This is a genomic window from Rhodococcus sp. WB1 (assembly GCF_001700945.1).
GTDB lineage: Bacteria > Actinomycetota > Actinomycetes > Mycobacteriales > Mycobacteriaceae > Rhodococcus > Rhodococcus aetherivorans.
Genome location: NZ_CP015529.1, coordinates 819,176 through 841,596, shown reverse-complemented (window position 1 = coordinate 841,596; position 22,421 = coordinate 819,176). Strand labels below are relative to the sequence as shown.

General features: G+C 71.6%; 15 protein-coding genes and 1 pseudogene. 7 read left to right on the top strand and 9 right to left on the bottom strand.

Translation table 11 applies throughout. The features are described 5' to 3' along the window. Positions 1 to 137: 137 nt before the first annotated feature. Positions 138 to 812, bottom strand: coding sequence for a hypothetical protein (locus tag A4U64_RS03810; protein ID WP_065922205.1), 675 nt, complete (start codon positions 810 to 812; stop codon positions 138 to 140). 483 nt (positions 813 to 1,295) lie between these two features. Here A4U64_RS03810 and A4U64_RS03805 point away from each other — a divergent pair, with 483 nt between their 5' ends. Continuing rightward, positions 1,296 to 4,655: a (Fe-S)-binding protein gene (locus A4U64_RS03805; RefSeq protein ID WP_065922204.1), complete on the top strand. Its 3,360-nt coding sequence runs from the start codon at positions 1,296 to 1,298 to the stop codon at positions 4,653 to 4,655. Positions 4,656 to 4,793: 138 nt separating this feature from the next. Here the strand turns inward: A4U64_RS03805 and A4U64_RS03800 are convergent, their stop codons facing one another. From A4U64_RS03800 to A4U64_RS03790, 3 genes are all read right to left on the bottom strand, one after another. Beyond that, positions 4,794 to 5,738, bottom strand: a complete 945-nt coding sequence (locus tag A4U64_RS03800; RefSeq protein ID WP_044475797.1) for a type IV toxin-antitoxin system AbiEi family antitoxin domain-containing protein — start codon at positions 5,736 to 5,738, stop codon at positions 4,794 to 4,796. 160 nt (positions 5,739 to 5,898) lie between these two features. After that, positions 5,899 to 7,050 carry an alkane 1-monooxygenase gene (locus tag A4U64_RS03795; RefSeq protein ID WP_065922203.1) on the bottom strand — a complete coding sequence of 384 codons (1,152 nt, stop codon included), beginning with the start codon at positions 7,048 to 7,050 and terminating at the stop codon, positions 5,899 to 5,901. A 196-nt stretch (positions 7,051 to 7,246) separates the two neighbouring features. Next, positions 7,247 to 7,450 carry a cold-shock protein gene (locus tag A4U64_RS03790; protein WP_003938894.1) on the bottom strand — a complete coding sequence of 68 codons (204 nt, stop codon included), beginning with the start codon at positions 7,448 to 7,450 and terminating at the stop codon, positions 7,247 to 7,249. A gap of 146 nt (positions 7,451 to 7,596) precedes the next feature. On the opposite strand from A4U64_RS03790, the gene A4U64_RS03785 reads away from it, so the two are divergent. The 5 genes from A4U64_RS03785 (at position 7,597) to A4U64_RS03765 (ending at position 14,002) form a co-directional block, all read left to right on the top strand. Beyond that, positions 7,597 to 8,862, top strand: a complete 1,266-nt coding sequence (locus tag A4U64_RS03785; protein WP_029545602.1) for a pyridoxal phosphate-dependent aminotransferase — start codon at positions 7,597 to 7,599, stop codon at positions 8,860 to 8,862. A gap of 317 nt (positions 8,863 to 9,179) precedes the next feature. Then, positions 9,180 to 10,520 carry a YibE/F family protein gene (locus A4U64_RS03780; RefSeq protein ID WP_006934321.1) on the top strand — a complete coding sequence of 447 codons (1,341 nt, stop codon included), beginning with the start codon at positions 9,180 to 9,182 and terminating at the stop codon, positions 10,518 to 10,520. A 115-nt stretch (positions 10,521 to 10,635) separates the two neighbouring features. Then, positions 10,636 to 11,898, top strand: a complete 1,263-nt coding sequence (locus A4U64_RS03775) for a PP2C family protein-serine/threonine phosphatase (protein WP_006934322.1) — start codon at positions 10,636 to 10,638, stop codon at positions 11,896 to 11,898. Continuing rightward, complete coding sequence (locus A4U64_RS03770) at positions 11,895 to 13,562, top strand: sensor histidine kinase (protein ID WP_232334166.1); 1,668 nt, start codon at positions 11,895 to 11,897, stop codon at positions 13,560 to 13,562. The genes A4U64_RS03775 and A4U64_RS03770 overlap by 4 nt, the downstream gene beginning before the upstream one ends. After that, positions 13,559 to 14,002, top strand: coding sequence for a response regulator (locus A4U64_RS03765; RefSeq protein WP_006934327.1), 444 nt, complete (start codon positions 13,559 to 13,561; stop codon positions 14,000 to 14,002). Before A4U64_RS03770 ends, A4U64_RS03765 begins: the two co-directional genes overlap by 4 nt. A 40-nt stretch (positions 14,003 to 14,042) precedes the next feature. On the opposite strand, the gene A4U64_RS03760 is transcribed toward A4U64_RS03765, so the two are convergent. Both A4U64_RS03760 and A4U64_RS03755 read right to left on the bottom strand, forming a co-directional pair. Further along, entirely contained in the window at positions 14,043 to 14,468 is a 426-nt protein-coding gene (locus tag A4U64_RS03760; protein ID WP_006934328.1) for an ATP-binding protein, read from the bottom strand. Positions 14,469 to 14,536: 68 nt separating this feature from the next. Next, positions 14,537 to 15,952 carry a chaperone protein gene (locus A4U64_RS03755; RefSeq protein WP_065922201.1) on the bottom strand — a complete coding sequence of 472 codons (1,416 nt, stop codon included), beginning with the start codon at positions 15,950 to 15,952 and terminating at the stop codon, positions 14,537 to 14,539. Positions 15,953 to 16,107: 155 nt separating this feature from the next. Between A4U64_RS03755 and A4U64_RS03750 the strand changes: the two genes are divergently transcribed. Beyond that, complete coding sequence (locus A4U64_RS03750) at positions 16,108 to 16,623, top strand: arsenate reductase/protein-tyrosine-phosphatase family protein (RefSeq protein ID WP_065922200.1); 516 nt, start codon at positions 16,108 to 16,110, stop codon at positions 16,621 to 16,623. On the opposite strand, the gene A4U64_RS03745 is transcribed toward A4U64_RS03750, so the two are convergent. From A4U64_RS03745 to A4U64_RS29200, 3 genes and pseudogenes are all read right to left on the bottom strand, one after another. Further along, entirely contained in the window at positions 16,594 to 18,282 is a 1,689-nt protein-coding gene (locus tag A4U64_RS03745) for a polysaccharide biosynthesis tyrosine autokinase (protein WP_065922199.1), read from the bottom strand. The genes A4U64_RS03750 and A4U64_RS03745 overlap by 30 nt on opposite strands. After that, the gene (locus A4U64_RS28690) at positions 18,282 to 20,756 is read right to left on the bottom strand and encodes an amino acid adenylation domain-containing protein (RefSeq protein ID WP_232334165.1); all 2,475 of its coding nucleotides are present in this window, start codon (positions 20,754 to 20,756) and stop codon (positions 18,282 to 18,284) included. The genes A4U64_RS03745 and A4U64_RS28690 overlap by 1 nt, the downstream gene beginning before the upstream one ends. 178 nt (positions 20,757 to 20,934) lie before the next feature. Further along, positions 20,935 to 22,320, bottom strand: a pseudogene (locus A4U64_RS29200) (condensation domain-containing protein); the annotation flags it as partial. Positions 22,321 to 22,421 lie beyond the last annotated feature (101 nt).

Below are 22,421 nucleotides of genomic sequence, written 5' to 3'. Positions count from 1 at the left end.
GACGTAGTGGTCTACGCCGTCGAGATCGTGGTGCATCTTTTCCGGCTGATCACGCTCCAGTCCTGACTGGCCCGGAGAACGACTGCGGCCCCGCCACCGGATCGGTGGCGGGGCCGCAGTGGGCTGAGGGGCGAGGGTTACTTCTCGGCCCACTCCGTGGTGCCCGGAGGCGCCATGAGGGTGTTGATCAGGCCGATGCCGGCGACGACCAGCGTCGGACCACCGGCAACGATGGTGCCGATGATGCCGCCGATGGTGGCACCCGGGATGCAGCCGACACCGACACCGACAATGCAACCTGCGATGGCACCGATGATGGTGCCCACCAGGCCGCCGACGGCGGTGGCGATGCCGAGCTGGGACGCGAAGTTCTGCTGCGCCTTGAGGTTCTCCTCGGGCGACGCGACGTCGCTCAGCTTGAGGCTGACCGGGTTGAGGCCCGGAGCGACCTTGTCCTCGGGCTCGACCGGGGTGGCCTTCGACGGGTCGGTGACCGGCGTCAGGGTGAGGGTCTTGCCGTCCTCGCTGATCTCCCGCTCGAAGGGCAGCTGCAGGTCGCCGAGCTGGATGGCCAGCGGCAGGCTCACGACCGCGTTGCCGTCGCTGTCCTGCAGCTCGACGCTCTTGCCGTCGCCGGACACGGCGAACGAGCCGGCGTCGATGACGGTGACGACGGAGTCGCCCTCCGCCTTGGTCTCGTAGTTGATCTTCTCCGGTGCCGTGACCGCCGGTGCGGCGTAGGACGTGCCGGCGGTGACGCCGACGGCGGCGATGGTCATCGCCGCGACGGCGGCGAGCTTCCTGAACTTCATTCGATTCCGTTCTGTGACTTCGGCGCACGCCCCCGACGGACGCCCCCCAAGTTCTGACACCAATGTGCCCCTGCGCACCGTAGGCCCTGATCGCGGGTGCGCGAAGCACATCTCGCGCAGCATCATAACCGACATCACACGGATCCTCGCGTCCGGAATGTACCTAATCCGTTGCCACTCCGTTGCCGGACTCACGAGTACCTATGCCGAAGCGTGACCAGCTACCGCACGTTAGGTTTGCCTGACTCAATGAGTCGAAAGGTTTAACGCTTAACGTGAGCGGACACTCACGCTACGGCGCGATGCGGCAATTCGGCCGCCCCCCACGCGGTCGACCTCTGCTCAGCACCGCGCCGCAGCACCGCGAGACTAGACTACCGGCCGGTAACTTCCTATAGCTACCGGCTGGTAACTTAGTTCGGGTTAGGATGCGTGGGCTTATACCAGGCGGCGCGCTGCCGCCCCCGACACGAAAGGCCACCTATGAATGCCCTGACGATCACGTTGGGCACGATCGGCGTGCTGCTCAGTCTGGTGTGCTGGTACTCGTTCATCGGTGGCGCGATGAAGATGGTCAACGTCGTCCGGATCGGCCAGCCGGCTCCGGATCGGTGGCGGCCGTTCTTCCCGCGCTTCAAGCAGATGCTCGTCGAGTTCGTCGCACACACCCGGATGAGTAAGTTCCGCACCGTGGGCTGGGCCCACTGGCTGGTGATGGTCGGCTTCATGCTCGGCGCGATCGTCTGGTTCGAGGCCTACGGCCAGACCTTCGACCCGGCGTTCCACTGGCCGCTGATCGGCAACACCGCCGTCTATCACCTGATCGACGAACTGCTCGGCCTCGGAACCGTGATCGGAATCACGGCGCTGATCATCATCCGGCAGCTGAACCACCCGCGGAAGCCCGCGCGGCTCTCGCGCTTCGCCGGCTCCGACTTCCGGGCCGCGTACTTCGTCGAGACCGTCGTCCTCATCGAGGGCCTCGGCATGATCTTCGTCAAGGCCGGCAAGATCGCGACCTACGGCCACGCCAACCCGTGGACCGACTTCTTCACGATGAACCTCGCCAAGCTGCTGCCGGCGAGCGCCGTGATGGTGTCGATCTTCGCGTTCGTCAAGCTGATGTCCGGCATGGTCTGGCTGTACGTCGTCGGCCGCAACATCACGTGGGGTGTCGCCTGGCACCGCTTCGCCGCGTTCTTCAACATCTACTTCAAGCGCGAGGACGACGGTGGCGTCGCCCTCGGCGCCGCGAAGCCGATGACGTCGAAGGGCAAGGCCATCGACATGGAGACGGCCGATCCGGACACCGACACCTTCGGTGCCGGCCAGATCGAGGACTTCTCCTGGAAGGGCTGGCTCGACTTCACCACGTGCACCGAGTGCGGCCGCTGCCAGTCGCAGTGCCCGGCCTGGAACACCGGTAAGCCGCTGTCGCCCAAGCTGGTCATCACCTCGCTGCGCGACCACGGCTACGCCAAGGCGCCCTACCTGCTCGCCGGTGGCCGCAAGGACCTCGGCGGCGACGAGGTCGGCCTGGTCGACGCCGAGGGCAACGCGGACGAGGCCAAGCTCGGGAAGATCCCGGCGGCAGCCCTGGCCGAGGCCGATCGCAAGCTGGTCGGCGAGACCCTCGAGGGCGAGCTCGCGCCCGTCATCGACACGGAGACGCTGTGGAGCTGCACCAACTGCGGCGCCTGCGTCGAGCAGTGCCCGGTGGACATCGAGCACGTCGACCACATCATCGACATGCGCCGCTACCAGGTGCTCATCGAGTCCGACTTCCCGTCCGAGCTCGCGGGTCTGTTCAAGAACCTCGAGAACAAGGGCAACCCGTGGGGCCAGAACGCCAAGGACCGGCTCAACTGGATCTCCGAGCTGGACTTCGACGTTCCGGTGTTCGGCCAGGACGCGGACAGCTTCGCCGACTACGAGTACCTGTTCTGGGTCGGTTGCGCCGGCGCCTACGAGGACCGGGCCAAGAAGACCACGAAGGCCGTCGCCGAGCTGCTCGCGACCGCCGGCGTGAAGTTCATGGTTCTCGGTGCCGAGGAGACCTGCACCGGTGACTCGGCCCGTCGCGCGGGCAACGAGTTCCTGTTCCAGCAGCTCGCGATGCAGAACATCGAGACCCTGAACTCGGTGTTCGAGGGCGTCGAGGACTCCAGGCGCAAGATCGTCGTCACCTGCGCGCACTGCTTCAACGCGCTCAACAACGAGTACCCCCAGGTCGGCGGGAACTACGAGGTCGTGCACCACACCCAGCTGCTGAACCGCCTGGTGCGGCAGAAGAAGCTGGTGCCGGTGGCGTCGGTGAGCCAGGACGTGACCTACCACGACCCGTGCTTCCTCGGCCGCCACAACAAGGTGTACGACGCACCGCGTGAGCTGATGGCGGCGTCCGGCGCGAAGCTCACCGAGATGCCGCGGCACGGCGAACGGTCCATGTGCTGTGGTGCCGGTGGTGCCCGCATGTGGATGGAAGAGAAGATCGGCAAGCGGATCAACATCGACCGCGTCGACGAGGCACTGTCGACGAATCCGTCGAAGATCGCCACCGGCTGCCCCTTCTGCCGCGTCATGCTCAACGACGGTGTCACCGCGCGTCAGGAGAAGGGCGAAGGCGAGGGCGTCGAGGTCGTCGACGTCGCCCAGCTCATGCTCGACTCCATCACCCGTCTCGAGCCCGCGACGCTCAGCGAGAACATCAAGGTGATCCCGCGTGAGCGGCCCGTCGCGGAACCGGTGGCGACCGCCGGCACCCAGGGAGCCGCCGTGGCCTCGGAGGCGACCGCCGAGACGGTGGAGAAGGAGCGCGTCGAGGAGATCGAGGAGGCGGCCGCGACCCCGGCGGCCCCCAAGACGGCCCCGGCCGGCGGCCTGCAGATGAAGGGTGCCGCCAAGGCTCCCGGCTCGAAGCCGGGCGGGCTGCAGATGAAGGGCGGCCTGAAGGCCCCGGGCGCGAAGGCTCCCGCAGCCGGCGACGGTGCCGCGGCCGAGGCTCCCGCGGCCCCGGCCGCCAAGCCGGGCGGACTGCAGATGAAGGGCGGGCTCAAGGCCCCGGGCGCCAAGAAGACGGCTCCGGCCGCCGCCGCTCCCGCTGCCGCTCCCGCTGCCGAATCCGCTCCGGCCGAGGCCCCGGCGGCCCCGAAGGCCAAGCCGGGCGGACTGCAGATGAAGGGCGGGCTCAAGGCCCCGGGCGCCAAGAAGACGGCTCCGGCCGCGGCCGCCCCGGCCGCGCAGGCACCGGCTGCCGAGGCCCCCGCGACGGCACCGGCCGCCGAGGCACCCGCCGCGCCGTCGGTTCCGAAGGCCAAGCCGGGCGGCCTGCAGATGAAGGGCGGGCTCAAGGCTCCGGGTGCGAAGAAGGCCGCGCCGGCACCGGCCGCCGAGGCACCCGCCCCGGCACCGGCGGCCGAGGCCCCCGCGAAGGCACCCGCCGCCGAGGCACCCGTCACGGAGGCTCCGGCGGCTCCCGAGCCGCCGAAGGCGAAGCCGGGTGGCCTGGCGTTCAAGGGCGGAGCGAAGGCTCCCGGCGCCCGCAAGGCCGCCGCGCCGAAGCCTCCGGCAGAGAGGCCCGAGCCTCCGGCGGAGAAGCCCGAGGCTCCCGCGAAGGCACCGGAACCGGCGCACGCACCCCCGGGTGAGGCGCCCGATCCGGATGCACCGCCGGAGAAGGCACCGGCCCCCGAGGCGCCGTCGACCAATGGCACCGAGGCCTCGCCGACCAATGGCACCGAGGCCTCGCCGACCAACGGCGCCGAGGCACCGGCCCCGCCGCAGGCCAAGCCGGGAGCGCTGGGCTTCAGGTCCGGCGCCAAGGCCCCCGGCCGGCGCGGGTAGCACCCACGGCGACGCCCCTCACCCGCTCGGGTGGGGGCGTCGCCGTTTCCCGGAGCAGACATCCCTTGCACCGTCCTTGCACCTCCTGCCTACGCCTGCAACGGAGGCAAGCACGCAACGACGGGTGCAAGCTCGACGTCAGGCCCTGAACGTCCCGGTGGGCCCCGGCCCACGTCCGGCCCGGGCGATCGCCTCCCGGATGCGGTCGGCGACCACCGAGGGTGTAGCCAGCTCGTCCCACACCCAGCGCACCACGGTCCAGCCGGCGTCGCGCAGACGATCCTCGCGCTGCTTTTCCCGCCACACCGTCTCCTCCGGGGTGATGTCGTCGCCCCGATACTTCACGCGACCGTCGAACTCGCCGATCACCCCGTGTTCCGGGAGCAGGAAATCGACCCGGGCCAGCCACCGACCGCGGTCATCGTGGATCACCGCCTGGGTCATCGGCATCGGTAGCCCGTCGCGGACAAACAGCACGCGACTGCGGGACTCGCCCACGCTCTCGCTACGCCCGTCCAGGAACCGCGCCGCGCGCAGGCCCTTCGCGTGGCCGGGATGGCGGGTGTTGCGAGCCAGTGCGCTGATCACGTCGGCGGTGGTGAGCCCGCACAGCCGCAGCGCGTGATCCCCTGCGACGACGGCCTGCTCGAACGGCAGGGTGCGGGCGAGGTCGGCGACCGTGCGGGCGACGGTGAGCACGCGCGCCCCGCCGACGTCGGTGACCTCGTCGGGAGCGAAGGGCGACGCGTGCAGGTTCCGCCCCGGCGTGCGCTTCGCTCCGCCGATGCGGTTACGGGTCAGGTGGACCTCCCCGAGCGGGGTGTTCCAGAGGGCGAGGCCGTGCAGGACGGCGGCAGAGACGTGGCTGAGCGCGGCGTCGGAGCGGAGCCCACCGGCAACGGCGACGGCTCGCCGGTGGTGACGGCCGTATTCGTCGAGCTGTGCGTAGCTCTCGGCCGGCAGATAGGCGCCGCGGTGGATGCGGTGCCAGTGCCCGCGGCCGCACAGCCGCCGGATCTCGCGATCGGTGACGCCGCGCTCGCGTGCGGCGGCGCGCCGGATGATGTCGTGTTCGTCGCCCATGACGGTCACGGTGCCGTATCCGGGCGGGCGCACACCGCAACAAACGCAGGAGGCGGCCCGATCTGTGGACGAACCGCCCGGCTGTGGACAGCCGGGCGTGCACCCGAAGCCGCGTCCCGACAACCGGATTCGACTGCCCCACCGGGTGCGAGCACGCGGGTCAGCCGTGCCGGGCGAGCAGCTCCTCGCGGCGCTTGGGATCGAGGTTCACGCGCGAGATGTCACCGTCGTAGTGGTCGAGCAGGCGCGGGTCCATCACCTTGCGCCACAACGGCGGAACGAACGACAGCAGGATCATGACGGCGTAGCCGGCGGGCAGCTGCGGCGCCTCCTCCATCGTGCGCAGCGTCTGGTAGCGCCGCAGCGGATTCGCGTGGTGGTCGCTGTGCCGCTGCAGGTGGTAGAGGAACAGGTTGCTGCAGCTGTGGTCGCTGTTCCAGCTGTGCCGCGGCGCGACGCGCTCGTACGTGCCGTTCGGATGCGTGCCGCGCAGCAGGCCGTAGTGCTCGAGGTAGTTCGCGGCCTCGAGGAACATCACGGCCAGCACGGCCTGCACCACCAGCCAGGGCGCGACGGACCATCCGAAGACCTCGATCAGCCCGGCGTACAGCACGACGGTCAGCGCCCAGGCGTTCAGGACGTTGTTGCGCGGGCTCCACCAGGGCAGCCCGCGACGGGCCAGGCGCTCACGCTCGTACCGCCAGCCCGACCGGAGGCCGCCGAACACCGAGCGCGGCAGGAACTCCCAGTAGGTCTCGCCGAACCGCGCCGTCGCGGCGTCCTCCGGGGTGGCGACGCGCAGATGGTGACCGTGGTTGTGTTCGACGAAGAAATGCCCGTAGCCCGACTGGGCGAGGGCGATCTTGGCGAGCCGGCGTTCGAGGTCGGTGCGTTTGTGCCCGAGTTCGTGCGCGGCGTTGATGCCGACGCCGCCGACCACGCCGACGGTGGCGGCCATCGCGAACCGCTCGGGCCAGCCCATCGGCGCGACGGTCCACACCCAGCAGGCGAAGACGAGGCCCGCGTACTGCAGCGGCAGGTACAGGTAGGTGCACCAGCGGTAGTACCGGTCCTCCTCGAGGTCGCGCACGACCTCTTCCGGCGGGTTGGCCTTGTCGACGCCGGTGAACCGGTCGACGAGCGGGACGATCACCGCGATCAGCAGCGCACCGAACGCCCAGAACACACCGAGGTGCAGGTACTCGACGAGCAGCCACGCGACGAACGGGCTCAGCGGGACGGCGAGCCCGCACAGCCACAGGTACCGTTTCCGGTCCTTCCAGCGCGCCCCCGCGCTCCCGTCCCCCACCATGTACACCAACCCCCTGGTTGTCTCGCCCGTCCCCCGAACATCACGGTTCTTACATCCCATATGTCCGCAACGCGCCGGGATGTTACCGAATAGTAGGACAAACGAGACGAACCACCCACGAAGTTGTGACCGGTCCGAATACAGCGACGGCGCCGCACCGTAGGTGCAGCGCCGTCGAACCGTCGGGACGACCCGCTCAGATGGGACGGACTCCCTGGGCCTGCGGGCCCTTCTGTCCCTGCCCGATCTCGAACTCGACCCGGGCACCTTCGTCCAGCGACTTGAAGCCGGAGCCCTGAATCTCCGAGTAGTGGACGAACACGTCGGGTCCACCGCCGTCCTGCTCGATGAAGCCGAAACCCTTTTCGGCGTTGAACCACTTCACAGTTCCCTGTGCCATACCGTGCGACTCCTCAATCCACCCGCGCGTCACCCCGACGCAACGGTCACAAGTGGTCATGATTGCACTTTTCGGGCCGATCGTCGCGGTGGACGCGGCGATGCAGGCGAAATCCGGCTGAAACCCGGTTGCGGCCGGGTGGCACCATGGACGCCGTGAGTACAGGAGAACAGGGCCACCTTCATCACCGCATCACCCGCAAGCTCGAGCAGTCCGCGAAGCTGCAGAACGTGCTGTACGAGATCCGGGGGCCGGTGCACGCGCATGCCGCGCGGCTCGAGGCGGAGGGGCACCGCATCCTGAAGCTCAACATCGGCAACCCGGCGCCGTTCGGGTTCGAGGCACCCGAGACGATCGTGCAGGACATGATCGCGGCGCTACCCAACGCCCAGGGCTACTCCGAGTCGAAGGGCATCGCGTCGGCGCGCCGGGCCATCGTCACCCGTTACGAGCTCGTGCCGGGCTTCCCGAAGCTCGACATCAACGACGTCTACCTCGGCAACGGCGTCTCCGAGCTGATCACGATGACGATGCAGGCCCTGCTCGACGACGGCGACGAGGTGCTGATCCCGGCGCCGGACTACCCGCTGTGGACGGCGATGACGTCCCTGGCCGGCGGTACGCCGGTGCACTACCTGTGCGACGAGTCCAACGACTGGAATCCCGACATCGAGGACATCGAGTCGAAGATCACGGAGAAGACCAAGGCCCTGCTGGTCATCAACCCGAACAACCCGACGGGTGCCGTGTACTCGCTCGAGGTGCTCGAGCAGCTGGTGCAGCTGGCCCGCAAGTACCAGCTGCTGCTGCTCGCCGACGAGATCTACGACAAGATCCTCTACGACGACGCCAAGCACATCTCCCTGGCCACCCTCGCGCCCGACCTGCTGTGCCTGACCTACAACGGCCTGTCGAAGGCCTACCGGGTCGCCGGGTACCGGTCGGGCTGGATGACGATCACCGGCCCGAAGGACCACGCCGGCGGGTTCCTCGAGGGCATCGACCTGCTCGCCTCGACCCGTCTGTGCCCCAACGTGCCGGCCCAGCACGCCATCCAGGTGGCGCTCGGCGGGCATCAGAGCATCGAGGACCTGATCCTGCCCGGTGGCCGGCTGCTCGAGCAGCGCGACGTCGCGTGGGAACGCCTGAACTCGATTCCCGGCGTCAGCTGCGTCAAGCCGCGCGGCGCCCTGTACGCCTTCCCGCGCCTCGACCCGGAGGTGTACGAGATCCACGACGACGAGAAGCTGGTCCAGGACCTGCTGCTGCAGGAGAAGATCCTGATGGTGCAGGGCACCGGCTTCAACTGGCCGGATCCGGACCATCTGCGGATCGTGACGCTGCCGTGGGCCCGCGACCTGGCGGTGGCCATCGAACGCTTCGGCAACTTCCTGTCCAGCTACAAGCAGTGACCGCGGCGACCTCCTCGCGACACGCCAGGGATGCACGACACGCCGACCGTTGTCGAAAGTATATGTTGCGACGATCGAACGGCGTCACCGCAGGCAGAGCCGCCGACTGCCCCCGGAAGCGAGCGTGCGGCCGGACCCCGGTGAGGACCGACACACGGTAGGTACTACCCCGGGGGCCGACAGAGCCAGTACGTTTGTCTACGGCACCTCAGCGTGCTGGGCTCCCTGATCATCGCCATCCCCCCTGTGCGAGATCAGGTCGAAGGTGGCGGGGACACCCCCCCTGCTCCCCGCCACCACCAGCCCTTGTCCCCCGGATGCGGCCGGTCTTCCGCGATGCGACCTCGCCGCGATCTCGTCGTTACCCTGATGCGGTGACTCGCGCAGAGCCCCCCGGCCACGGACACGGACACGGACACGGCCACTTCTCCGGGCCGATCCCGGTCGGACCCACCGCCGCGAAGGTCGTCGTCGGACTCCTCGTCGCGATCGGCGTCGCCGTGTTCGCCGGCGCCGTCGCGCTGTGGCCCAGCGGGCAGGCGGTCGACATTCCGGCCCCGTTCCAGACCACCGGCGGCGGAGCCGTCGTCACCGAGGCCGGCACCGTCGTCGAGCAGGACATCGGCCCGTGCGGGAGCAGTTCGGCCGGCCGCCCGTTCACCGGCGACCCCGTCCCCCCCGCGACCGACGCCTACCAGTGCCAGCGCAGCATCGTCACCATCGATTCGGGCCCCAACGAGGGCACCCGCACCCTGCTCGAGATCGGGCCCGGCCCGGGGCAGCCGGACCTGCGCGTCGGCGAGGAGATCCGGCTGGTGCGGCAGGTCGACCCGTCCGGCGCCACCCAGTACTCGTTCTACGACTACTCCCGCGGGCTCCCCCTCGCGCTGATCATCACGGCGTTCGCCGTGGTCATCGTGGCCGTGGCCCGGTGGCGTGGCCTGCGCGCCCTGATCGGCCTGCTGATCGCGTTCGGGGTGCTCGTGGTGTTCATGCTCCCCGCGCTGCTCGACGGCAAACCCGCCGTGCCCGTCGCGCTGGTCGGCGGCGCGATCATCCTCTACGCAGTGCTCTATCTCGCGCACGGGGTGAATCTGCGCACCAGCTCGGCCCTGCTGGGCACCCTTGCGTCGATGCTGCTCGCCGCCCTGCTCTCGTACCTCGCGATCTGGATGACACACCTGACCGGGCTGTCCGAGGAACAGAACACCGACGTGCAGCTGTACCTCGAGCAGGTCAGCATCACCGGCCTGCTCCTCGCCGGCTTCATCATCGGTTCGCTCGGCGTCCTCAACGACGTGACCATCACCCAGGCGGCGTCGGCGTTCGAGCTGGCGGCGCTCGATCCCACGGCCTCGCGCCGGAAGGTGTTCTCCTCCGCGATGCGGGTCGGCCGCGACCACATTGCCAGCACCGTCTACACCCTGGTGCTGGCGTACGCCGGTGGCGCCCTGCCCCTGCTGCTGCTGTTCAGCGTCGCCGGCCGGTCCATCTCGGACGTCCTCACCGGCGACGCCGTCGCCATCGAGGTGGTGCGGGCGTGTGTGGGCGGCATCGCGCTCGCTCTGTCCGTTCCGCTCACCACCGGCATCGCCGCGCTGCTGGCCCGGCCCGGCGCCCCCGAGCCCGTCGCACGCAAGGGCCGCCATGCCCGGTGACCGGTTCGTCGTCCGCGGGCGACGGCGGGCGGGTGAACGATAGGTATTCTTCCTCTGTTGTCGTCCGGAGCGAGGGATCCGGGATCACGGCACGCGAGATCGAAGGGCAGGGGCCATGTTCTCCGAGCAGCACGGGCCTGCCGGCGCACCACCAGGAAGTAGCAGCAAAGGTACATCGGTTGCTCTGGAGACCGACTGGGACCGGGAGGAGCCGTCGGTCCTCCTGATCGAGGACGACGCCGGCGACGCACTCATCGTCGAGGAACTGGTGGCGGACAGCGCGCAGGGCATGCGCCTGGAATGGGTCCAGACGATGGCCGCGGCCCGCGCGGAGCTGGCCGACGGACTGCCCGACTGCATCCTGCTGGACCTGCATCTGCCCGACGCGCAGGGCATGGACGCGCTGGCCCGGGTGCAGCAGTACGCCGCCGGCGTTCCGGTCGTGGTGCTCACCGGCCTCGCCGAGGAGCAGACGGGGCTGGCGGCGGTGACCGCCGGCGCGCAGGACTATCTCGTCAAGGGTCGGGTGGAGCCGGACATGTTCGGCCGGACCGTGCGCTACGCGATCCAGCGCAAGCAGGCCGAGCATGCCGCCGTCGCGTTGCAGGCCAGCCGGCTGCAGGCGCGGGAGAACGCCCGCCTCGAACGCGGCCTGCTGCCGTCGCCGATGCTGCGCGGCACGGGCGACGTGGACGTCGTGGCCCGCTACCGGCCCGGGCGCGAGCAGTCCCTGCTCGGCGGCGACTTCTACGACGTCGTGCAGACCGAGGACGGCACGGTGCACGTGCTCATCGGCGACGTCAGCGGGCACGGCCCCGACGAGGCCGCACTCGGGGTGAGCCTTCGGATCGCCTGGCGCACCCTCGTGGTCACCGGCGTCACCGGTGTCGCGCAGTTGCAGAAGCTCGAGCAGATCATGGTCGCCGAACGGGCGAACGAGCGGCACTTCGCCACCCTCACCAGCCTCGCCATGTCGCCGGACCGGCGCCGGGTGCAGGTGATGCGCGCCGGGCATCCGGGCCTGCTGCTGCACAGTTCCCAGGGGGTGGACTGGGTCGAGGCGCCCGGCGGACCCGCCCTCGGACTGCTGCCCGGCGTCTCGACGTGGCCCGTGCACGAGCTGGAACTGCCGGAAGGCGGCGGCATCGTGATGTTCACCGACGGGCTGTTCGAAGGCCGGATCGGCGACGGCGGCGAACGCCTCGGCGAGGAGGGCCTGCTGCGGCTGGCCCGCGAGGAGGGCCACCTGGCGCCCGAGGCGTTCGTCGACACCCTGATCGACCGGGCCGAGGCGCTGGCGGAGAGTCACGGAGGACTTGCCGACGACGTGGCCGTGGTACACGTGCGCTGGAGCGAGAAGGTGACGAAGCAGTCATGAGAGACCCGTCGATGCCCGAACCCAAGGTCGAGCGGGTGCGCTCGCGGCTGACGGTCCAGAGCTGGTTCCAGGTCGCCTTCGCGGTCCTTGCCGTGTTCGTCGTTCTCGGCACCATCGTGGGCGGCTACTTCATCCAGCGCACGGTCCAGATCACGGACGAACTGGTCGACCAGATCCAGCCGGCCCGCGCCGAGGCGTACCGCCTGCAGGCGGCGCTGCTGGATCAGGAGACCGGCGCCCGCGGCTACGCCGCCACCGCCGACGTCGAATTCCTCGAGCCGTACCTGACGGGCAAGCGGATCGAGCAGGATGCCGCGGACCGGATGCGGGAGTTCACCGCCGGCCATCCGGAACTGCTCGCCGCCGTCGACGAGATCGAGGCGGCGGCGGCGGCGTGGCGCGCCGACTACGCCGACCCGCTCGTCGCGAGCGTCGTCCCCGGCGTCCCCCAGCCCGTGGATCCCGCGAGCACCGAGCGGGGCCGGACCACGTTCGACGCCATGCGCACCCTCTTCGAGGCGCAGAACGCCGAACTCGTCCAGGCCCGCGCAGAGGGCTACGACGACCTCATCCACGCCCGGACGATCCGCAACTCCGTGCTCGTGGCGATGGTGGCGGGATTCCTGCTCACCGGCCTGCTCATGGTGATCCTCGTGCACAACCTCGTCGCCATGCCGCTGGTCAGCCTGCGCGCGGCGACGCGGCGCGTCGTCGCGGACGGCAACTTCGACCAGCACATCCGCCCCCAGGGCCCGAAGGACATCCGGGCCCTGGCCCAGGACGTCGAAGCCATGCGCGGGCGCATCGTGTTCGCGCTCGCGGCCGCCCACACCCAGCACCAGCGCCTCGCCAGCCAGAAGGCGGACCTCGACGCCCAGGCCGAGGAACTGCGCCGCTCCAACGCCGAACTCGAGCAGTTCGCCTACGTCGCTTCCCACGACCTGCAGGAGCCGCTGCGCAAGGTCGCCTCCTTCTGCCAGCTGCTCGAGAAGCGTTACGGCGACAAGCTCGACGAACGGGGCACCCAGTACATCGCGTTCGCCGTCGACGGCGCCAAGCGCATGCAGGTCCTCATCAACGACCTGCTGGCGTTCTCCCGCGTCGGCCGGGTCAACGACGCCCACGTGCGCGTCGATCTGGATCAGCCGCTGGACAAGGCAGTGGCCAACCTCGCCGCCGCCGTCGACGAGTCCGGGGCGCGCATCGAGCGGCCCGAGCAGCTCCCCGAGATCACGGGCGATCCGACCCTGCTGACGATGCTCTGGCAGAATCTGCTGGGCAACGCGATCAAGTTCCGCCACCCCGACCGCGCACCCGTCGTGCGGATCACGTGCGACCGGGTCGACGGTGAGGACGACGGTGACCGGGCGGGCGCCGGCCGCTGGCAGCTGTGCGTCACGGACAACGGCATCGGCATCGACGAGGAGTTCGCCGAGAAGGTATTCGTCATCTTCCAGCGCCTCCACGGCCGCGACGTCTACACCGGCACCGGCATCGGCCTGGCGGTGTGCAAGAAGATCGTCGAGTACCACGGTGGCAGGATCTGGATCGACACCGAGCACACCGGCGGCACCCGGTTCTGCTTCACCCTGCCCGCCCTGCCCGACGAAGAACCCGAAGAGCACGCCCCGGCCGACACCGATCTCGAAGGAGCCCCCGCATGACCCCCGCAGAACCCATCGACGTCCTCCTGGTCGAGGACGACCCGGGCGACGAGCTGATGACCCGTGAGGCCTTCGAGGACAACAAGATCGGCAACGAGCTGCACGTCGTCCGCGACGGCGAGGAGGCGCTGGACTTCCTGTACCAGCGCGGCGAGCACGTCGGAGCGCCGCGTCCCGACCTGATCCTGCTCGACCTCAACCTGCCCAAGTACGACGGGCGCCAGGTCCTCGAGAAGATCAAGTCCGACCCGGACCTGTCCGACATCCCGGTCGTGGTGCTGACCACCTCGGCCGCCGAGGAGGACATCCTGCGCAGCTACCGGCTGCACGCCAACGCGTACGTCACCAAGCCGGTGGACCTCGACCAGTTCATCGGGGCGGTCCGGCAGATCGACGAATTCTTCGTCCAGGTGGTGCGGCTGCCCCGCCGCCGAAACTAGCGATGCCGGCAACTACGGTCGCCGACAACTACGGTCGCCGCTAGATACTCCAGCGCATGGTGACGACGGTCCCGGTGTCGGCCGGGGCCACGGTCGCCGTGTCGGCCAGGGACTTGATCAGCGTGAGACCGTGCCCGCGCGAGCTGGTGCCCGGGTCGGTGTCGTTCGCGCGCCAGCTGCCGCGGTCGATGATGGCGACCTCGACCTGACGGTCGCCCGGGATCAGCGTCGCCTCGAGGTCGAGGGTGCCCGACGCACCGTCGCGGTAGGCGTGCTCGACGGCGTTGGCGAGGGCCTCGTAGCTGGCCAGCAGCACGTCGCGGGTCAGCTCGGGGCGCACGTGCACCGCGTCGAGCCAGCGCTCCAGGGCCCGCCGCAGCACGGTCAGCTGACCGGGCTCGGCGCGCACGCGCCGATAGGCCAGCGTGACCGAGTCGCACAGCGGGGTGTTCTGCGGCGAAAACATCGTCTGTACTCTAACCCGTCGCGCCGGGCGCCATCGGCCACGAGGGTCCCCGGCGGCGGAGGGGTCCGTCAGATCGGTAGCCGCAGCTCCGGCGGCACTTCGATCGTGGGCAGGGGCGGCAGCGGCGGCAGTGTCGGTACCGGGATGTTGAGCCCGGGGATCAGCGGCGGCGGCGGGGCGGTGGCCACCGGCGGGGGCGGCACCACCCGCTCCGTCGTGGACTCCTCGATCGGCGGCACGGTGGTCGTCGTCGGCGCCGGCGCCGGCGCGACGGCAGGCGCCGGCTGCGGGGTCCGCGGCGGCGTCGTCACGATCACCTCGGTCGGCCGGGGCTCCGACTCGTCGTCGCCGGCGAAGGTGTTCTGTGCGCCCAGCGCCAGCCCGATCATGGCCACCACACCCAGGGCGGTGCCGGCCAGCCCGGCCCCGCTGATCTGGCGACCCGACACGTGCGGGCCGGGCGCGGTCGCCGCCCGCTTCCACGCCGGCGTCCGCTCCGGCGGCCCGGCGCTGTCCACCGCGGGTGTCTGGGTCCGCGCGAGCCGCTCGGTGCGCTGCGGCGCCACTCCGCGCGGCGGGACGATGCGTTCGGTCGCCCCCGGCGGGACGATCAGTTCGGTGACCGCCGACGCGGTGGGGCCCGCGGCGACGGCGCGCAGGGCGCCGCCCTTGGCCAGGACGAGTTCGGGTTCGTGCGGCACCACGACGGGCAGCTTCATCCACGTCTCGAGCACCCGGCGCACCAGCCGGACGTGGGCGCCGCCGCCGAGCAGCACGATCGTCTCGGGCCGGGCGCCGGACCGGTGCACGACGTCGCGCAGGAACCGCGCGGAACCCTCCACGAGCGGGGTGATCAGCGGGTCGAAGGTCTCGAGGGACATGAGGATCACGCCGGCGGTGCCCGGCACGGCGACGGCGTCGCTGCCGGACAGCTGTTCCTTGGCCGTGCGGCACTGGGCGACGAACTCCTCGTCCTCCGGGTCGTCGGGTCGCCACACCCCATCCGCGCCGAGCTGGTGCAGGCGCACCGCGTCGTCGAACAGGCGGCCGGAGACGGTCCTGGTGCGTTCGGTGTGCACGGCACCGGTGGTGCGGTCGACGACGGTGACGGTGAGCCCGGAGGCACCCAGGTCGTAGAGCACCGCGACGTCACCGGGGAGCTCGCCGGTGGCCCGCAGGTAGGCCAGGGCCGCCTCGGACTCGCCGACGAGGGTGTAGCGGTCGAGTCCCTGCTCGGCCATCGCGGCGCGGAGCCGCTCGGCGTCGGCGGCGTCGCGGTACACCAGGCCCACCCGCTCGACGGTGTCGCCCGCGATGCCGGCCTGCACGAGCACGCCCACGGTCTGCGCCGCGAGCCGTGCCGGATCGTCCTGCCTGGTCTCCACCACCTGGAACTGGTAGCCCGCGGCGGGCGCGGCCGGATCGATCGGACGAACGATCCGGACGGCACTCGTCCCTGCGGTCACCCCGAGAACCGAACTCATCAGCCGCCTTCTGATTGTGTTTTGCGCCGCACATCCACCCCCGGCGCATCCCGACCGCCCGATGCTACCGAACGGTCCGGACACGCCCACCCGGCGAATCGGACACACGCCGTCACAATCGGACGAGCGACCCGTGTGCTGCCTAGGATCGAGCGATGCGGGTTCTGTACGTCTGTACCGGGAACATCTGCCGATCGCCCACCGCCGAGCTGTTGACCACCGCATACGCGACGGAAACCGGCCGGAGTGAGCTGTCCGCGCACAGCGCCGGCACCCGCGGCATGGTCGGGCGGCCCATGGAGCCGACAGCCGCGCTCGTCCTGCGCCAGCTCGGCGGCGAGCCCGACGGTTTCGTCGCCCGGCGCCTGTCGCCGCACATCGCCCAGGACGCCGACCTGGTGCTCACGATGGCCGAGTCGCATCGGGGGGCCGTGCTGCAGGCGGCGCCGCGGATGCTCAAGCGGACGTTCACGCTGCGCGAGGCCGCGCGGCTGCAGCAGCTCAGCGGCGCCGAGACCGTCGCCGAGCTCGCCGCGGCCCGGGCGCAGTTCCCCGCGCCCGGACCGGAGGACGTCACAGATCCGATCGGTCTGGACGAGGACACGTTCGTCGCCGTCGGGACCGAGATCGCCGATCTGCTGCTACCGCTGCTCGCCCGGATCCACGACTGACCCGTTGCGCGGGCCCTGCATGGGCGACGGCGCGACGGGCCGCGACACCGCCGTCGGCACCGCCTGCTCGCGGTAGGCGGGGTCGGCGGTGTACGCCTGCGGGGCCCGGTAGTGCTGTCCCGGCTGCGCGTCGTCGTGGTCCGTCCCGCCCCGGTGCGGCTGCTCCGGCCGGTACGGTTCCGGCCGGTTCTGCTCCTCGCGGTAGCGGCGTCCGCCGGTGGTCTGTGCAACAGGACCCGGCTCCACGGGAGCCGACCCGGCCGGGGCGGGCGTCGACGCAGCGGCCGTGGCCTTCTTCGCCGACTCGTCGGACTCGTAGTAGTACCGGTACTCGTAGGCGCCGCGGCCCTTGTTCGGCGTCATCGTGATGATGGTGCCGAGCAGGTGCGCGCCGGCGCTGCCCAGGTTGCCGACCGCGCGGCTGAGCTGCTCGCGGGTGGTCTTGCCGTGGCGAGCGATGAGCAGCGCGCCGTCGGTGGCCGCGGCGAGCACGACCGAGTCGGTGACGGGCAGGACCGGCGAGCCGTCGATGATCACGTACTCGAAGCGCGCCCGCAGGTGGTCGATGACGTGCTTGGCGGTTTCGGAGCCGAGCAGCTCGCTGGGGTTGGGCGGCAGCGCCCCGGAGGCCAGCACCCACAGGCCCTCGTACTGGCTGGGCTGCAGCACGTCCTCCAGACCGGCCTGGCCCGACAGCACGGTGCTGAACCCGACGTCGCCGACGACCCCGAGGTACTTCGACACCCGCGGCCGGCGCAGGTCACCCTCGACGAGCACCACGGAATGGCCGGCCTCCGCGAGCACCAGCGCGGTGTTGATGGCCGTGGTGGTCTTGCCCTCGGCCGGCAGGGCGCTGGTGACGACGATGACGCGCGGCGGGTTGTCGACGTCGAGGAACTTGAGGTTGGTGCGCATCTCCCGGTACGCCTCCGCGCTGCCGGAGTTCGACTCCTGGAAGTCGATCGCCGCATGCTCCTGCCGCTCCTTGTCGAGGGGGATGGTGCCCACCAGGCCCGTCCCGGCGAGCTCCTCGACCGTCTTGCGGTCCTTGACGGTGTTGTCGAGCCGGTCGCGCAGCACCGCGAGGGCGATGCCGAGGAGCACGCCGACGGCGAGGCCGAGCGCGAGGTTGCGCTTCGTCTTCGGCGACACCGGGGTCACCGGGGTGTCGGCGTGCTGCTCGACGACGACCCGCGCGGTGGGCTCACCGCCGTTCTCGGGGGTCTCGAGCTCGCGCGCCATGACGACGAACTCGTCGGAGAGGGCGTTGGCGAGGTCCCGGGCCCGCTCCGGCGACTCGTCGTCGACCTTGACGTCGACGAGGACGGTGTCCGGGGCGGACGACGCGGTGACCTTTCCGGCGAGCTGCGACGGCGTGACGTCGGACAGGCCGAGCCGGTCGAGGGTGCGCTGCGCCAGCGTGGTGCCGGTGAGCAACTTGGTGTAGGAGGCGACGCGCTGCTGCGAGAACAGGTTGCCCTGGTAGATCTCGTTGACTGAGGCCCCGGAGGAGGTGGAGACGAACAGCCGGGTGCTCGCCTGGTAGATCGGGGTGGTGAGCAGGGAGGCTCCGAGCGCACCGAGTACCGCCACCACGGTCGTCACGGCGACGATCTTCCATCGCGCCTGCAGGATGCGTAGGTAGTCGTGTACTTCCATTACGGTGTCTCCCTCGTTGCTGTGACACTGTCGGTGCACCCTACGGGCGCGGAAATCTGTCGTTCGGTCAGGTGCCGGGCGAGCGTGGGGCCGATCAGGGCCAGCGCGCCGGGGGTGGTCAGGTCGGAGTGCGGGTAGGGCACGTCGTGCTCGGCGACGCGGCGGACGTGGCGCCGCCAGCTCGCCGCGAGGTCGGGTCCGGTCTGCCCGCCGGGCCGGGCCCGGAACAGCAGCGCGTCGCCGTCGAGGACGCGGGGGGTGTGCGCGGTGACGGCCTCCTCCAGCGCGGCGCCCGCGGCCAGAGCCCGCTCCCGGATCTCGGCGACGAACGTCGGCGGCAGGCCGGGCACCTCGAGCTCGACGACGGGTTCGTCCGGCAGGGCCGCGACGTCGGGGAGGGTGTCGGGGGTGAGCGTGTCGAGCAGGATCAGCGACGCCACCTGCTGCCCCGCCTCGTGCAGTTGCACGGCCATCTCGTGCGCGATGGTGCCGCCGAGGGACCAGCCCAGCAGGTGGTAGGGGCCTTCGGGCTGGACGGTGCGGATCCGGTCGAGGTAGCGGGCGGCGAACTCGGCGACGGTGCGCGGCAGCGGCTCGAGCCGGGTGGCCTGCAGCCCGTACAGCGCGACTCCGGTCAGGTGCGGCGCGAGTCCCGTGTAGCACCACGACATTCCGCTGATCGGGTGGACGCAGAACAGCGGGGTGCCGCCGGGGCGCCCCGCGAGCGGCACCAGCGTGGCGAGCGGGTCGGTGTCGTCGCCGCCGTGGTCGATCCGGTCGGCGAGGTCGGCGACGGTGGGTGCGGTGAGCAGCCAGTCGAGCGGGACGTCGCGGTCGAGTTCGGCACGCAGGTCGGCGGCGACGGCGACGGCCCCGAGCGACGTGCCGCCGAGGTCGAAGAACCCGAGGTCGGCGGACACCGATCCGGGGGGCCGGCCGAGGTGCCGGGCGAACACGGCGGCGACCGTCTCGGCCGTCGCCCCGTCGGGTGGCACGAATCCGTCTGCGGGCGAGGCGAAGTCGGGCCGGGGCAGCGCGGCGCGGTCGACCTTGCCGGACGGCAGCAGCGGCAGCGCGTCCACGACGGTGATCGCGGCGGGCCGCAGCGCGCGCGGCAGGTGCGCGGCCACGCGGGTGCGCAGCGCGGCGGCGTCGGCGCTGCCCTGCGCGTAGGAGGCGAGGACGGTTCCGCCCGCGGGGCCGGGCACGGCGACGGTGACGGCGGCTTCGACGCCGTCGGCGGCGGTGAGCACCGCGTCGATCTCGGCGGGTTCGACGCGGATGCCGTGCAGCTGGATCTGCTCGTCGACGCGGCCGAGGACGTCGAGCTCGCCGTCGGCGGTGACGCGCGCGAGGTCGCCGGTGCGGTACAGGCGCGTGCCCGGCTCGCCGTGCGGGTCGGCGACGAATCGTGTTGCGGTGAGCCCGCTTCGGCCGTGGTAGCCGCGGGCCAGGCCCGCCCCGGTCACGTACAGCTCACCGATCACCCCGGCCGGGACGGGGTGCAGGCGCGCGTCGAGGACGTGGGCGGTGGCGCCGGCGACGGGGGCGCCGACGGTGGGCCGGGCGCCGGGGTCGAACGGCCCGCCGAACGACACGGCGATCGTGAACTCGGTGGGCCCGTACCCGTTGAGCAGGCGGTGCCGCCGCCAGCGTTCGACGACGGGCGCGGTGAGCGCCTCGCCCTCGGACAGGACGGTGACCGGGCGCCCCAGCGCGTCCGGGTCGAGGGTGGCCAGCACGGTGGGGGTGGCGACCACGTGGGTGACGTGCTCGTCGACGATCAGCCGCTGCAGCGCCGCTCCGGCATAGACGTGGTCGGGGGCGACGACGAGGGTCGCGCCGTGCGCGTGGGCGGCGAGCAGTTCGAACACCGACGCGTCGAAGGTGTGCGACGCCGCGTGCAGCACCCGACTGCCCGGCGCGACGCCGAGGACGTGCCGCTGCGCGTCGACGACGGCGGTCAGGCCGCGGTGCGGCACGGCGACACCCTTGGGGGTGCCGGTGCTCCCGGACGTGTAGATCAGATACGCGGTGTCGTCCGGATGCGGCTCCGCCGCAGTGTCGTCCGGATGCGGCTCCGCCGCAGTGTCGTCCGGATGCGGCTCCGCCGCAGTGTCGTCCGGATGCGGTTGCGGCGCAGGGATTTCCCGCGCCTCCCACTCGCCGGTCAGGTCCACCCAGTCGATGCCCTCCCCCACCGGTTCGGCACCTGCCACGGTCAACCCGACGGTGGCGCCGCTGTCGCGCAGGACGGTCTCGACGCGGGCGGGCGGCTGCGCCGGGTCGACGGACACCCACGCCGCGCCGGTCCGGGCGACGGCCCACACCGCGAGCGGCCAGCATTCCCCGCGCGGCACGGCCACGGCGACCACGTCGCCGCGGGTCACGCCGCGGGCGCGCAGTTCCCCGGCGACGACGTCGGCGCGGGCGGCGAGCCCGGCGTAGGTCCAGGCGACGGCCCCGGCCCGCACGGCGATGGCGCCGGGGTGCGTGCGGGCGGTGGCGGCGAGGAGCTGCGGCAGCGTGCGCGGCGCCGCGGCGGGCGCGGACAACGGCGCCGGCGCGGAGGCGGCGAGGTCGCCGACGCGGTGCCGGGTCGGCGAGCGCGGCGCCGAGCAGCGCGACGTAGTCGTCGAGCAGCGCGCCGGCGGTGGCGGGGTCGAACAGGTCGGTGGCGTACACGAGACGCACGTCGATGCCGCCGTCGCCGTCGCGTTCGGTGACGTCCCAGGTGAGGTCGAACTGCGCGGCCGGGGTGCCGGCGTCGAATTCGCGCACGCGCAGGCCGGGCAGCTGAGGCAGGTCCTCCCCCGCGGGCACCGTGCGGTGGGCGAGCAGCACCTGGAACAGCGGATGGTGGGTGCCGCGGGCCGGCGCGACCCGCGCGACGACCCGGTCGAACGGGACGTCCGCGTGCGCGAGGGCGTCGAGGTCGGTGGTGCGGATGCGGCGCAGCAGGTCCCCGAACGGCTCGTCCCCGGCGACGGTCGTGCGCAGGGTGAGGGTGCCGACGAACATGCCGACGAGGGCGTGCAGGCGCGGGTCGGCGCGCCCGGCGACGGCGGTGCCGACGGCGATGTCGGCGCGGCCGCTGCGGCGGGCGAGCAGCGCGGCGAGCGCCGCGTGCAGCACCATGAAGCCGGTCGCGTCGTGGGCCCGCGCGACGTCGCGGACGCGGCGGTGGGTGCCGGCGTCGAGGTGGGCGGTGACGGCGCCGCCGCGGTGGCTGGGCCGCGCGGGCCGGGGCCGGTCGGTGGGCAGCGGCAGCGGTGTGTCGGGCAGGCCCGCGAGAGTCGTTGCCCAGTGGTCGAGTTGGCGGGCGGCGAGGCTGTCCGGGTCCGCGGGGTCGCCGAGCAGGTCGCGTTGCCAGCGGGCGTAGTCGCGGTAGCGCACGGGCAGCGGCCACCAGATCGGTTCCGCCCCGGCGAGGCGGGCGGCGTAGGCGTGCTGCAGGTCGGTCAGCAGCGGCGCGACGGAGCCGCCGTCGAACGCGATGTGGTGGACCGCGGCGGCGAGCACCCATTCGTGGGCGCCGAGTTCGATCAGCCGGATCCGCAGCGGAGCGTCGGCGGTGAGGTCGAACGGCGCGGTGATCACCTCGGCGACGGCGGCGGCCGGGTCGGTGCCCGGAACCGCTTCGAGCACAGGCGGATCGACCTCGGCCGCGACGCCGTCGGGGTAGGCGGTGCGCAGGATCTCGTGCCGGGCGGCGACGTCGGCGACGGCCGCGGCCAGCGCGGCGGTGTCGAGGTCGCCGGTCAGGTGCAGCGCGACGGGCACGGTGTAGGCGGCGCTGCCGGGCTCGGCGCGGCCGAGGAGCCACAGTCGCTGTTGCGCGGGCGCGAGCGGGGTGGGGGCGTCGTCGTCGTAGCGGCGCAACGGGATCCGGGTGCGGTCGCCGTCGCGGATATGGGCGGCGAGTGCCGCGAGGGTCGGTGCCTGCAGCACGGCGCGGGCGGGCACGTCGGTGCCGAAGGCGTCGGCGAGGCGGGCGGCGAGGACGACGGCGGACAGCGAGTCACCGCCGGCGGCGAAGAACCCGGCGTGGATGTCGGGCCGGGCGCCGAGCACGCTCTCGGCGACGGTGACGACGAGGTCCTCGACGTCGGTGAGCGGCCGGTCGTCGGCGGCCGCGT